The following is a 12,917-nucleotide window of genomic DNA, read 5'->3' as shown; positions in this document are numbered from 1 at the left end:
CCGCCGTCCGCCGGTCGGCCGGCCCGCCCCTGCTCAGCCTGCCGGGCAGGACACGTCCCCGGCCGGGCGACGACCGGTGACCAGGAAGTCCGTCACCGCCGCGTCGCCGCAGGCGTTCCCGTTGGCCCGGTAGACGTCGTGGCCGCCGGAGTCCACCGTCACCATCCGGGCCCGATCACCCAGCGCCGCACGGAGCTTGAGCGCACCCGCGTACGGGGTGGCCGGATCCCGCAGGTTCTGCGCCAGCAGGATGTTCGCCGGGCCCCGGCCGGTCACCCGCACCGGCGGCTCGCCCGGCGCGAACGGCCCGAAGGCGCACGGCATCACGTTCACCGGCATGCCCGCGGTGAGCGGACGGGCGGCGCGCTCGGCGGCCACGTCCCGGACGTAACCGGCCGGATCGGCGGGCCAGCCGACGTCGTTGCAGAGGGTGCCGACCGACACGGCGATGGTGTTCTGCACCGCCTCGTCCGGCGGCAGCACCGGGGCGGGCAGCGGCCGACGGCCGAGGCCGACCAACATCAGCCGGGCCAGGTCGGGGAACTTGGCGTCCGCGTACAGGCTCTCCAGCATCGTCTCGCGCAGCACGTTGCCGCTCAGTTCCGCAGGGTTGGCGCCGGGCCAGGGCAGCGGCGCGGCGTCGAGGCGGGCGGCGAGGTCCAGGAACAGCGGGCGGACCTCGTCCGGGGTGTCCGCGACCCGGTCCGGGTTGCCCGGCGCCGAAGCCCACGCGGCGAAGTCCGGGAAGCGGTCCTCGGCGCCCCGGCCGAAGGCGGCGAGCCAGCCGCGCCCCACCCGCGACGGGTCCGGGTCGTCGTTGCTGTCCAGCACGATCCGGTCGGTGCGCCCGGGGAACATGGTGGCGTACACCGCCCCCGCGTACGTGCCGTACGAGGTGCCCCAGGCGGAGAGCCGGCGCTCGCCGAGGGCCTCGCGGATCCGGTCGATGTCCCGGGCCTCGTTCCGGGTGGAGATGCTGCGCAGCACCGGGCCGCCGTTGCGGGCGCAGGTCTCGGCGATCCGGCGGGCGGTGGCCAGGTTGTCGTCGATCGAGCCGTCCGCGGCCGGCCACGGGCGCAGCTTCACCATCGCGAGATCGGCGTGCTCCAGACCGCAGCTGACCGGCGTGGAGCGGCCCACGCCGCGCGGATCGAAGCCGACCAGGTCGTAGCGGTCGAGGACGGACTGCGGCAGGCGCTTCACCGCGCCGCTCGGGACGTCCACACCGGAGCCGCCCGGCCCGCCCGGGACGGTCAGCAGCACACCACGGCGCAGACCGGGCTTGGCGGCCGTGATCCGGGAGACGGCGATGGTGATGCGCTCGCCATCCGGGTGCGCATAGTCGAGCGGCACGGTGACGGTGGCGCACTGCTGGCGGGGATCGGCCTGGCCCGGGCAGGCCGTCCAGGTGAGGCGGTCCGAGCCGGCCGCGGCGGCGGGGTGGGCGGCGAGGGCGGTGACGGAGAGCGCGGCGGCCGCGGTGACCACGGCGAGGGTGCGGTTGAGGTTCGGCATGCCCGGAAGTCTTCCGGGCACGAAGACTTGGGCCCATCCGGGCAGCGGGCCGACCGGTGGTGGGGTAAACCCCCGCAAGCCCGACCGCACTTGACAGTGCGTCAAATCCTCCAGCGGATCCGGCTCGGAGGCCGGCGCACACGGCGGCTCACGCGGCCGGAAGCGAAGCCGCCGGCGGCGGTCAGGGCGGCAGGTCGAGCAGCGGCGTCAGAGCGGCCGGGCGCTGCTCGACCGGCAGATGGTCCACCGGGTGGAAGGCGCAGCCGAGGGCGGCCGCCCCGCCGTCACAGGTCCGGTCGTCGCCGACCATCAGCCCACCGCGCTCCGGCTACCGGAGGGTCAGGACGCGCGGGCCGTCCTCGGTGATGGCGACGGTGTGCTCGATGTGCGCGGCACGGCTGCCGTCCGTGGTGCGCAGCGTCCAGCCGTCCGGATCGGTGTGGTAGTCGCCCCGGCCGCCCGCCGTCAGCATCGGCTCCAGCGCCAGCACCAGGCCGGGGCGCAGCGGGTAACCCCGGCCCGGGCGGCCCTCGTTGGGTACGTGCGGGTCCTCGTGCATGCTCCGCCCGATGCCGTGCCCGCCGAAGCCTTCGAGCAGGCCGTAGCGTCCGGCGCGGGCGACCTTGCCGATGGCGTGCGCGATGTCGCCGATCCGGTTGCCGACCACGGCGGCGGCGATCCCGGCCTCCAGGGCGCGCCGGGTGGTGTCGATCAGTACCGCGTCCTCGGGCCGGGCGGCGCCGACGGTGAAGCTGACGGCGGAGTCCCCGGCCCAGCCGTCCAGGAGGGCGCCGCAGTCGATGCTCACCAGGTCGCCGTCGCGCAGCCGGTAGCCGCCCGGGATGCCGTGCACGACGGCGTCGTTCACCGAGGCGCAGATGACGGCCGGGAACGGCACGGGCGCGAAGGACGGCCGGTAGCCGAGGAACGGCGAGGTGGCCCCGGCCGCCCTCAGCACGCCGTGCGCCACCTCGTCCAGCTCCAGCAGGCTGACGCCCACGGCCGCCGCGTCCTGCACGGCGGCCAGCGCGTCCGCCACCACCCGCCCGGCTTCGCGCATCGCGTCCAGGGCGGCGTCCGACTTGATTTCGACCATGGTGGGTCGTCTCCCCTCAATCCAATTCTTATACCGGTATTTGTATCACGGTCGAAGGCGGGGCGGCCGCGCGGCAGGACGGGAGCACCGGAGCGGGGCGCACGGCGCGACCTCGCGGGAGCACGACGCGACCCCGGAGGGAGGGCCTAGTATCGACGGCATGGTGAGGACTCCACTGACCCCGTGGGAGCGCGAGCGCGGGGAGCGCTTCGGGGCGCTGCTGCGCGAGGCGCGCGGCGCGCGCAGCATGGTCGAGGTGGCGGCGGTGGCCGGCGTCTCGGCGGAGACGTTGCGCAAGATCGAGACCGGACGGGCGCCGACGCCGTCGTTCTTCACCATCGCCGCGCTGGCGTTCGCGCTGGATCTGTCGCTGGACGAGCTGGCGGCCGTGTGCGCGCTCCCGGAGGACGGCGAAGCCCTCTCGGCGTGACGCCTTAACGCTTTAACGCCTTACCGCTTTAACGCCTTACCGGCTTAACGGCCTTTTGCCGGGCCGGAATCGATCATCACCATTCGATGACCCGAGGCTCCGGACACCGCCACAGACGATCCTTGACGCGTTCAGACCACCGAGGGTAGCGTCCTTGATTGTCGGCCTTCAGCCGAGGGACAAACGGACCTGTCCCGACTGGGTTTCGCCGCCGGATCGCCCTCCGGATCCGCACCCTCGCAGCCTCGCGGCGCTATCGCCCCCGGAATTCCACTGTCCGCCGACGTGCGTTCCCGGATTCTCCCCGGGCACCTCCGTGCCCGGTCGCTGAACGATCCCCATTCGGTTTCTCTCCAGGAGTTGAACCCATGGCTGGTTCGCGCCCGATCCGCACTCCCAAGGAACTGCTCGCACAGCACCTGATCCAGGAGGATCAGGTCGCGGCGATCACCGATGTCGCCAAACGGTACGCATTGAGCATCACACCGGCGATGCGCAGCCGCATCGTCGAGCTGGACGACCCGGTGGCCCGTCAGTTCGTGCCCACCGAAGACGAGTTGACCTCCCTGCCGGAGGAGCGGGAGGACCCCATCGGCGACGATCCCTTCACCCCGGTGAAGGGCGTCACCCACCGCTACCCGGACCGCGTGCTGCTCAAGCCCGTCCTGGTGTGCCCGGTGTACTGCCGGTTCTGCTTCCGCCGGGAGGTGGTCGGCCCCGGCGACTCGATGCTGAAGGAGTCCCAACTCGCCGCCGCGCTGGACTACATCCGCTCCCACCCGGAGATCTGGGAGGTGATCTTCACCGGTGGCGACCCGTTCATCATGTCGCCCGACCGCCTGCGGCCGATCCTCAGGGCGCTCGACGGGATCGAACATGTCAAGGTGATCCGCTTCCACACCCGCGTGCCCGTGGTGGACCCGGACCGGGTGACCGAGGACCTGGTCGAAGCCCTCACCATGGACACTCCGGTCTGGGTCGTCGTGCACACCAACCACAGCCAGGAGATCGGCGACGGCGCGCGGCGCGCGCTGCGGCTGCTGGCCGGCTCCGGGATCCCGCTGGTCAGCCAGACGGTGCTGCTCAAGGGGGTCAACGACAACCCCGAGGCGCTGGAAGACCTGTTCCGCACCCTGATCGTCAACCGGGTCAAGCCCTACTACCTCCACCACGGCGACCTCGCCGTGGGCACCAGCCACTTCCGCACCACCATCAAGGAGGGGCAGGTGCTCGCCCGCAGCCTGCGCGGCCGCGTCTCGGGCCTGTGCCAGCCCACCTACGTGCTCGACATCCCCGGCGGCCACGGCAAGGTGCCCATCGGCCCGACCTACCTGAACGGGAACGGGACCGTGACCGACCCGTGGGGCATCACGCACACCTACCCGCCCAAGACCACCGAGGACTGACCGCCCCCGCCGAAGGGAACCACCGGCCCATGGTCTCCGAACCCACCCCGCGCCGGCCGAACCCCACCCTGCCGCCCCCGCCCCGGGGCTCCGGCACCGGCGTGCTCGGCAACGCCGTCCGCCACCCGGGAGGGACGCTGACGCTGATCGGGGCCTCGGCGATCTGGGGCCTGTGGACCACCGCGGAGAAGTACTCCATCCGGGGACTTCCCGTCATGACGGTGCTCGCCGTCTCCCTGTTCACCGCCGCCGCCCTGCCGTGGGCCGTCCTGCTGTACCGGGGCGGCCACCGGCGCCCGTCGCGCGACCAGTTGAAGCGCCTCGCCCTCCTCGGGCTGTTCGAGCCGATGGTGGGGTACGGGGCCATCGGACTGGGGATGGCGCGGATCGACGCCACCCAGGCGTCGATCCTCCGCGGCTCCGAGGCCTGTTTCGTCGTGGCGCTGGCCGCGGTGATCAGCCGCCGGGCACCCACGCCGCGCGGTGTCGGCGGCGTCGTGCTGGGCGCGGTCGGCGTCGCCGCGCTGGGCGGGAGCCACGCCCTGCTGGGGCTCGGCGTGGGGGATCTCCTGGTGCTGGCCGGGACGTTCGCCGCCGCGGCGGCCACCATCATCACCGGACGCGTCGTCAGGGAGACCGATCCGCTGGTCGCCACGGCCTACCAGTTCGGCTTCGGCCTGCTGTTCTCCCTGCCGCTGTTCGTGGGCCAGTGGGTCATCAGCGGCAGTCTGGTCACCGGCGGCGCCCGCCCGCTGCACTGGATCGTCGCGGCGGGCGTCTGCGGCGGCGGGCTGGCCGGGGCGTTCCTGATGTACAACTACGCCGTGACGCGGACCCCGGTCACCACGGCGGGCGTCCTGCTCAACATCATCCCGGTGTTCGGACTCGCCTTCGCCGTGGCGCTCCTGGGCGAGCGCATCGACGTCTGGCAGTACGTGGGGGCCGCGCTCATCCTGGCCGGGATCTTCCTCTTCTCGGAGATCCCCGGGGCGGACTCCGACGGCTGAGCCCCGACCGGCCGTCCCCGACGATGGTCCCGAACGGCGGCGGCCCGCCGGGCGCGTGCTGCGCCGGGCGGGCCGTCGTGGGGCGGGCCGGTGGCCGTGAGTCGGGCCGGTGACCGTGGGGCAGGGAGGTGGTCAGCTCACGGAGCTGTTGTAGCTGTCGATGGCGGGCTGGAGCTCCTTGGCCGCGTCGGCCAGGGCCTGCTGGGCGGTCTTGGAGCCGGCGATGGTCTGCTCGATGGCCGTCTCGACGCCCTTGCGGGCCTGCGGCATCACGCCGAGCAGGCAGCCGGCGGTGGCCGGGGAGGGCTTGGTGGCCTTGAGCTGCTCGATGGCCGTCTGGAACTGCGGGTACTTGGCCACCCACTCCTTGTCCTTGGGGTCGTCCAGGGACTTGCGGTTGACCGGGAAGTAGCCGGTGCCGGTGTGCCAGGCGGCCTGCTGCTCGGGGGCGGTGACGAACTTCTCGAACTCCCAGGCGGCGCGCTTCTCGGCGTCGGAGTGGCCGGGGCCGCTGATCCACAGCGAGGCGCCGCCGATGACCGGGCCGCCCTGGTCGGCGGCGGCGACCTTGGGGAAGGCCGCGGTGCCGACGGCGAACTTGGCGGCCTCGGTGTAGCCGCGCAGCACGCCGGTGGACTCCAGGTGCATGGCGACGGTGCCGGCCTTGAACGCGGCCTGGGCGTCGTCGGTGTTGCGGCCGGTGTTGGCCGCGTAGCCGCCCTTGACGAGGTCGGCCCACCACTGGACGATCTGCGCGCCCTGGGCGGAGTCGAAGACGGCCTTGCCGGCCTTGTTGGTGCGGCCGTTGTCCTGGTCGCAGTACATGGTGCCGGACTCGGCGAGCAGCTGCTCGACGAACCAGCCGTAGATGGCGGCGCCGAAGCCGTAGCGGACGGTCTTGCCGTCGGCGTCCTTCTTGGTCAGCTTCTTCGCCAGCTCGCCGAGGTCGGCGAGGTCCTTGGGCGGCTGGGCCGGGTCGAGACCGGCCTCCTTGAAGGCGTCGGCGTTGAGGTAGAGCAGCGGCATGGAGGAGTTGAACGGCATCGAGACGAGCTTGCCGCCGACGGAGTAGTAGTTGCGGATGTTCGGGTCGAGGTCGTCGAGGGCGAAGCCGTCCTTGTCGGCGAAGGCCTGGGCCGGGACGGTCTGCTTGGAGTCGATCATGAACCGGGTGCCGATGTCGTAGACCTGCACCAGGGCGGGGGTGCCCTTCTGCTGCACCGCGGCCTTGTACTTGGCGACCAGGTCGTCGTACTTGCCCTGGAACTGCGCCTTGACCTCGATCTTGCCCTGGTGGGCGGCGTTGAACTGGCTGACCAGCCCGGTGAGGACCTCGGCGTTCTTCCCCGTCATCGAGTGCCAGAACTCGACGCCGGTGACGCCCGAGGCCTGGTCGAGCGCCTGGGCACCGGGGACGGCGTCGGAGGAGCCGCCGGAGCCGGAGGTGGAGTCGCCGGAGCTACAGGCGGTCAGGGACAGGCCGGCCACCAGCAGGGCCGCGAGCGCGCGGGCACTCTTCTTCACGGGAGGGTTCTCTCTCTGTCGGGAGGGACGTGCTCGAAGGAGCGGGAGGAAGCGGCGGAGCGGGTCAGCGGACGGCGCCCGCGGTGAGACCGCGGACGATGAAGCGCTGGCCGAAGACCACCAGGGCGAGCGTGGGCAGCAGGGAGAGCACGACGCCGGCCAGGATCAGGCCCGGATCGGACATCTCGGAGTCGCGCAGCGAGGTGAGGCCGATCTGCAGGGTCTGCATGTTCGCCGTGCGGGTGATGATGAGCGGCCAGAAGTACTGGTTCCAGGCGGACAGGAAGACGTAGATCGACAGCGCCGCCAGGGCCGGCTTGTTGAGCGGGACGACGATCCGCCACAGGAACCGCCAGTGGCCCGCGCCGTCGATCCGCGCGGCGTCGCGCAGTTCGCCGGGCAGCTGCCGGAAGGCCTGCCGCAGCATGAAGGTGCCGAAGCCGGAGGCGAGGAAGGGCAGCACCAGGCCGAAGTAGGTGTTCCCGAGCCCCCAGCCGGACAGTGTCAGGTAGTTGGGGATGATGATGGCCTCCCACGGGACCATCAGCGTCGCCAGGAACACCCCGAACACCACGGCCCGCGCCTTGAGCGGCAGGAACACGAAGGCGTACGCGGCGAGGACCGAGGTGAACAGCTGGGCGAGCGTGATGACGGTCGCCACGATCGCCGAGTTGGCGTACTGCCTCGCCAGCGGGACGGTGTCGACGGCGCCGGCGAAGTTCCGCCCGGTGACCGAGTGGGGCACCAGCGCCGGCGGGTAGGAGGAGAGTTCGGACGGGCTCATGAAGGCGCCGGCGATCGCGTAGTACACCGGGAAGGCCACGGTGACGACGGCGACGGCGAGCAGCAGGTAGACGGCGGCACGGCCGAGCAGGTCGCGCGGCGAACGACCGGCCAGCACGCGGGGGCGCGGGCGCGGCGCGGCGGCCCCGTCCTGGACCCCGGGCCCGGCCTCGGTGGCGGTCACGGTCATGCGTAGTGCACCTTCCGCTCCAGGACGCCGAACTGGACGGCCGTGCAGGCGAGGACGACCACGAGCAGCACCACGGCCTGGGCACTCGCGGTGCCGAAGTCGCTGGAGCCGTAGGCGAAGGCCTTCTCGTAGACGGAGTAGACGAGGGTCCGGGTGGCGCCGTCGGGGCCGCCCTTGGTGAGGATGTGGATCTGGCCGAAACTCTGCAGCGAGTGGACGGTGGAGACCACGGTCAGGAAGAACAGGTTCGGACCGAGCATCGGCACGGTGATCGAACGGGCCAGCCGCAGCCCCGAGGCGCCGTCGATCCGCGCGGCCTCCAGGATCTCGCCGGGGATCGAGCCGATGCCCGCGGACAGCACCAGCACGTTGTAGCCGAGGCTCATCCACACCGTGGTGACGGCCACCGAGACCAGCGCGTACCGGGAGTCGGTCAGCCAGCCGATCGGGCCCAGCCCGACGTGCGAGAGCAGGCCGTTGAGCACCCCGCTGGCGGGGTTGAAGAACACCGCGAAGACCACGGACGCGCTGGCCACCGAGAAGGCGAAGGGCAGCGCGAACGCGGAGCGCAGCAGCCGCACGCCCCGGATCCGGTTCTCCAGGAGCAGCACCAGCACCAGCGCGCCCAGCACGCCGGGCACCACGGTGAGCAGCGTGAACAGGGCGGTGGTGACGAGCGTGCGCCGGAAGTCCGCCGAGGTCAGCAGCTCGGTGTAGTGCTTCAGCCCGACGTAGCGCGAGGGCGCGCCGAACAGGTCGTTGGCGTGTCCGCTCAGGTAGATGGTCCGTCCCAGCGGGTAGCCGATGAAGAGGACGAAGACCACCAGGGAGGGCAGCAGGAAGGCCCAGGCGAGGCCGTGCTCACCCCAGCGGCTTCGGCGGCCCGGGTGGGGCTTGGTGTGTGGTGCGGTCGGCATGGGTTTGCGCGTCCCGCCTTTCGTTGCGTCGGTTCCGGCCGAAACCGTGTCCTGCCCACACGACGGGTCGGAAACCCCACGGTGAGCAACGGGTGTCGGTGGGATTACGCGTTCGCGTCAGATTCGGCCGGTCGTGGGCGGACGGGCGTTGGGGCGCGTCCCCGGCCGGTCGTGGGCGGGCAGGATGTGCGGCGCGCCCCCGCCCGTTCCGGTACGCCCTCCGGTGGCACCGGACTGTCGGTGGGGCGTCGTACGGTTCCCGGACTGTCGGTGGGGCGTCGTACGGTTCCCGGATGGACGACACCGAATTCGACATCCGGGCCGCGATGGCCGAATCCCTGCGGGGCCGCGCGGGCGCCCGGGCGCTGGTCGAGGGCTTCGCCGCCTACTGGGGCGAGCCGCTGCGGCCCGACGACGGCTTCACGGACGCCGAACTCGACGCCGCCGAAGGGCGCCTGGGCCTGCGGCTGCCGGCCGCGCTGCGCGAGGCGTACCTGCTGTTCGGCCGCCGGGAGGACCTCACCGGCAACCACAACCGGCTGCTGTCGCCGGAGGAACTGTTCGTCCTGGACGGCGCTTTGGTGTACCAGGAGGAGAACCAGGCGTGCGCGCACTGGGGCGTCCTGCTGGCCGACCTCGACCAGGACGATCCGCCGACGGTGGGCCGGCTCGACCTCGCGGACAAGTCGGAAGAGCGCTGGGAGCCCTGGGAGGAGCGCTTCTCGACGGCCGCGACGGCGATGGTGATGGTGGAGAAGCTGTTGCAGGACGACGAGTTGAGCGTGTTCGCCGAGTCCGGAGTGGAGGTGCCGGAGGGGCTGGCGGAGCTGCCCCGGCTCGGCCGTGGCTGCCGCTGGTTCACCGGGCCGGACGTGCTGGTCGTCGAGCTCGACGAGGACCTCGTGGTGGCCCGGGCCCGGACCGAGGAGGCCCGGGGCGCACTGGCCGAGCAGTGACCTGACGGCCCAACGACGGTGCGCCGACCGGTCGTTGGGCCATGGGTGGATCAGGCGTTGGCCCAACGACGGGGCGCCGCGCGGCCGTTGGGCCACGGGTGGATCAGGCGGTGGCGCCGCCGTCCAGGACCAGGTCGGCGCCGACGGTGAAGCCCGCCTCGGACGAGGCCAGGTACAGCACCGCGGCGGCGACCTCCTCGACCGCACCCGCCCGGCCGACGGGGAGGCTGTCCTTCATCCGCGCGGCCTTGTCGTCGGCGTTCTCGCCGGGCCGGGTGGACATGCTGGTGTCCACCGGGCCGGGGCTCACCATGGTGATCCGGACTCCGTCCGCGATGTGGTCGAGGGCGGCGCTGCGGGTCAGCGCGGTGACGGCGGCCTTGCTGGCGGCGTAGGCGCCGAGGCCGGGCACACGCATGTGGACGCCGAGGTTGGAGGAGATGTTGACGATCGCGCCGCCGCCGTGGGCCCGCATGTGGCCGATCTGGTGCTTCATGGCGAGCCAGGTGCCGGTCAGGTTGACCGCGAACACCCGGTGCCACTCGTCCTCGTCGATGTCGGCGACCGGGCCGACGGCGCCGAACACCCCGGCGTTGTTGACGGCGACGTCCAGGCCGCCGAGGAGTTCGACGGTCTCCCGGACCAGCCGGGCGGCGTCCTGACCGTCCGCCACGTCGCCGGTCAGCGCGACGGCCTTGCCGCCCGCCTGCTCGATCAGCTCGACCGTCTCGGCGAGCGGGCCCGCGCTGCGGCCCGCGACCGCGACCCGGGCGCCCTCCCGGGCGAAGGCGAGCGCCACGGCCCGTCCGATACCGCTGCCGCCGCCGGTGACCAGGACGGACTTGCCGATGAAACGCGTGGTCATGAGAGGTGCTCCTTGATCTGGATGGTGCGTTCTGGTGCGGTGTCGGTCTCTGTGGTGGTCTCGGGAGTCACCCGCGCCGGCATGGCGACGGCGAGGGCGGTGAGCGCCAGGGCGGTGCCCGCCGCCGCGAAGGCCGCGGCGTAGCCGCCGACCACGCTCGGGCGGGTGGCGGCGAGCGCCATCAGGGCGGCCACCCCGGCGGTGGGGCCGAGTTCCATCGCGGTGTTGAGCACGCCCGCGGCGAGGCCGGTCCGTTCGGGCGGCACGCCCGCGGTGGCGAGCACGGCCGCGCCGGCGAAGGCGGTAGCGGCCCCGGTGGGCAGCAGGAGCAGCCCGGGCAGCAGCCCGGTGGCGTAGTCGCTGCCGGGCGCGAGGCCCGCCAGCAGGCCGAGCCCGGCCGCCGCGAGGGCGAGTCCTCCGGCGGTGACCGCGACGGCGCCGTAGCGGGCCGTCAGCGGCCCGGCCAGGCGACCGGCCGTCAGCAGTGCCGCCGCGTACGGCAGGAAGGCGGCGGAGGTGGCCAGCACGCCCCAGCCGCGGACCTGTTGGAGGTAGAGCGCGAGCAGCAGGAAGGTCAGCGCGGTGCCGGCGGCGGTCGCCATGACGGCGGCGAGGGCGGTGGCCCGGCGGCGGTCGGCGAGGAAGCCGGGCGGCAGCAGCGGGTCGGCGGTGTGCCGTTCGACGGCGGCGAAGGCGCACAGCAGGGCGAGCCCGGCGGCCAGCGGCAGCAGCGTCCCCGGGCTTCGCCAGCCGTGGTCGGTGGACGCCACCAGCCCGTAACTGGCCGCGCAGACACCGGCGGCGGCCAGGGCGGCGCCGGGCAGGTCCAGCCCCGGCCGGCCGACGGCCGACGGTCGGCCGGCGGGTTCGGCGGGCGGCAGCGAGCCGGAGCGGACCAGGCCGACGAGGGCGACCAGCACGGGCACCGCGAACAGCCAGCGCCAGGAGACCCAGGCGGCGACGGCGCCGGAGAGCAGGTTGCCCGCCGTGGCGCCGAGCACCGAGAGGCCGCCCCAGGCGGCCATCGCCCGCCGGTATTCGGCGGGTCCGGGCCGCAGCACCCGGACCACGGCGACCGCCGCCGGGGCTGCCAGGGCCGCGCCGACGCCCTGGGCGAAGCGGCTCGCCAGCAGGACGGGGTAGCCGGGCGCGAGGGCGCAGGCGATCGAGGCGGTGCCGAGCAGGGCCAGGCCCACCCTCAGCAGCCGGCGGCCGCCGTGGCGGTCGGTCAGCCGCCCGCCGAGGAGCAGCAGGGCGCTGAAGGAGAGCCCGTAGGCGGCGCTCAGCAGCAGCACACCGGACGGGCCGAGCCCGAACTCCCGGGCCACCAGGGGCAGTGGCACGGACAGGATCATGATCGTGAAGATCAGCGTGGCCTGCACGCCGCCGAGCAGGGCGAAACCGGGCCGGTCGGCCGTGGCGACACTCATGGAACCCCCCCCTCTCCATAATGACCGTTCGGTCCAGTATTGGGACAGCAAGAGGCGACCTCCACCGTCGCCCCGCCATCGCCCCACGATCCGCCAGTCGACCCGTCAGTCGAGCAGCACCAGCGCCTGCTCGGCGGCGTCCCGCACCCGGGACGCGCCGTCGGCGGTCCGGCCCAGCACCCGCACGCCCTGCAACAGCACCAGCAGCATCCGGGCCAGCGCCCTCGGGTCCCGCCCGGCGGGCAGTTCGCCCTGCGCCTCGGCCCGGACCAGGGCGGCGGTCAGCACCGTCTCCAGGTGGCCGAGCCCGGCCTCCACCCGGCGGGCCGCCGAGGGGTCGCGCGCGGCGAGCTCGACGGCGGTGTTGGTGATGAAGCACCCGCGCTTCAGCCCGTCCTCGGCGGACTCCGCCGCGAACCGGCGGACCAGCGCGCGGACGGCCGGCAGCACCGGGCCGGGCTGGGAGAGCTCGGCCAGGAGCACCGGGTCGGCCTGCTCGCCGTACCGCTCCAGCGCCCGCAGGAACAGTTCGTGCTTGCTGCCGAAGGTGGCGTAGATGCTCGCCCGGGCGATCCCGAGCTCCTCGACCAGGTCGGCCATCGAGGTGGCCTCGTAACCGCGCCGCCAGAACAGCTCAAGGGCCGACTGGAGCACGGCGTCCGGGTCGAATTCCTTCGTTCGCGCCATGGGTGAACGCTAACCCTTTCCAGAACGGTCGGTCAAGATCCTCCCCGAAGGTCGCACACGTGGGATCTGACGGAGCATTGCCAAGTGGACTAGACCAAGGCTACCCTTACC

12 protein-coding genes and 1 pseudogene are annotated in these 12,917 nt (G+C 72.9%); 4 read left to right on the top strand and 9 right to left on the bottom strand.

The genetic code is table 11. The features are described from left to right. Nucleotides 1-33: 33 nt before the first annotated feature. The 3 genes and pseudogenes from ACIP37_RS24450 to map form a co-directional block, all read right to left on the bottom strand. Nucleotides 34-1,515: an alpha/beta hydrolase gene (locus ACIP37_RS24450; RefSeq protein WP_363587309.1), complete on the bottom strand. Its 1,482-nt coding sequence runs from the start codon at nt 1,513-1,515 to the stop codon at nt 34-36. Nucleotides 1,516-1,696: 181 nt separating this feature from the next. Then, nucleotides 1,697-1,828: pseudogene (locus tag ACIP37_RS24445) on the bottom strand (hydrolase); the annotation flags it as partial. A 15-nt stretch (nt 1,829-1,843) separates the two neighbouring features. Beyond that, nucleotides 1,844-2,611: a type I methionyl aminopeptidase gene (gene map / locus ACIP37_RS24440; protein WP_363587308.1), complete on the bottom strand. Its 768-nt coding sequence runs from the start codon at nt 2,609-2,611 to the stop codon at nt 1,844-1,846. Between the two features lie 160 nt (nt 2,612-2,771). Here map and ACIP37_RS24435 point away from each other — a divergent pair, with 160 nt between their 5' ends. The 3 genes from ACIP37_RS24435 to ACIP37_RS24425 all read left to right on the top strand — a co-directional run bounded on the left by ACIP37_RS24435 (nt 2,772) and on the right by ACIP37_RS24425 (nt 5,454). After that, nucleotides 2,772-3,041 (top strand): helix-turn-helix domain-containing protein, encoded by a 270-nt coding sequence (locus ACIP37_RS24435; RefSeq protein ID WP_063346085.1) that lies wholly within the window; start codon nt 2,772-2,774, stop codon nt 3,039-3,041. Between the two features lie 368 nt (nt 3,042-3,409). Beyond that, nucleotides 3,410-4,447, top strand: coding sequence for a lysine-2,3-aminomutase-like protein (locus ACIP37_RS24430; RefSeq protein WP_400844512.1), 1,038 nt, complete (start codon nt 3,410-3,412; stop codon nt 4,445-4,447). Nucleotides 4,448-4,476: 29 nt separating this feature from the next. After that, on the top strand, nt 4,477-5,454 hold the full coding sequence (locus ACIP37_RS24425) for a DMT family transporter (protein WP_400844509.1): 978 nt from the start codon (nt 4,477-4,479) through the stop codon (nt 5,452-5,454). Nucleotides 5,455-5,586: 132 nt separating this feature from the next. Here the strand turns inward: ACIP37_RS24425 and ACIP37_RS24420 are convergent, their stop codons facing one another. From ACIP37_RS24420 to ACIP37_RS24410, 3 genes are all read right to left on the bottom strand, one after another. Next, complete coding sequence (locus ACIP37_RS24420; RefSeq protein ID WP_363587305.1) at nt 5,587-6,978, bottom strand: ABC transporter substrate-binding protein; 1,392 nt, start codon at nt 6,976-6,978, stop codon at nt 5,587-5,589. 64 nt (nt 6,979-7,042) lie between these two features. Continuing rightward, the gene (locus tag ACIP37_RS24415; RefSeq protein WP_400844505.1) at nt 7,043-7,951 is read right to left on the bottom strand and encodes a carbohydrate ABC transporter permease; all 909 of its coding nucleotides are present in this window, start codon (nt 7,949-7,951) and stop codon (nt 7,043-7,045) included. Continuing rightward, entirely contained in the window at nt 7,948-8,868 is a 921-nt protein-coding gene (locus tag ACIP37_RS24410) for a sugar ABC transporter permease (protein WP_363629634.1), read from the bottom strand. Before ACIP37_RS24410 ends, ACIP37_RS24415 begins: the two co-directional genes overlap by 4 nt. 293 nt (nt 8,869-9,161) lie before the next feature. On the opposite strand from ACIP37_RS24410, the gene ACIP37_RS24405 reads away from it, so the two are divergent. Beyond that, nucleotides 9,162-9,824, top strand: a complete 663-nt coding sequence (locus tag ACIP37_RS24405) for an SMI1/KNR4 family protein (protein WP_363587302.1) — start codon at nt 9,162-9,164, stop codon at nt 9,822-9,824. 103 nt (nt 9,825-9,927) lie between these two features. Here the strand turns inward: ACIP37_RS24405 and ACIP37_RS24400 are convergent, their stop codons facing one another. The 3 genes from ACIP37_RS24400 to ACIP37_RS24390 form a co-directional block, all read right to left on the bottom strand. After that, nucleotides 9,928-10,689, bottom strand: coding sequence for a glucose 1-dehydrogenase (locus ACIP37_RS24400; protein ID WP_363587301.1), 762 nt, complete (start codon nt 10,687-10,689; stop codon nt 9,928-9,930). After that, entirely contained in the window at nt 10,686-12,119 is a 1,434-nt protein-coding gene (locus ACIP37_RS24395) for an MFS transporter (protein WP_400844502.1), read from the bottom strand. The genes ACIP37_RS24400 and ACIP37_RS24395 overlap by 4 nt, the downstream gene beginning before the upstream one ends. A 105-nt stretch (nt 12,120-12,224) precedes the next feature. Then, nucleotides 12,225-12,806, bottom strand: a complete 582-nt coding sequence (locus tag ACIP37_RS24390) for a TetR family transcriptional regulator (RefSeq protein ID WP_363587299.1) — start codon at nt 12,804-12,806, stop codon at nt 12,225-12,227. Between the last annotated feature and the right edge of the window lie 111 nt (nt 12,807-12,917).

The sequence above is a fragment of the Kitasatospora sp. NPDC088861 genome (genome assembly GCF_044750105.1).
Taxonomy (GTDB): domain Bacteria; phylum Actinomycetota; class Actinomycetes; order Streptomycetales; family Streptomycetaceae; genus Kitasatospora.
The sequence above is the reverse complement of the archived record's forward strand: the minus strand, read 5'-3'. Positions and strand labels throughout refer to the sequence as shown.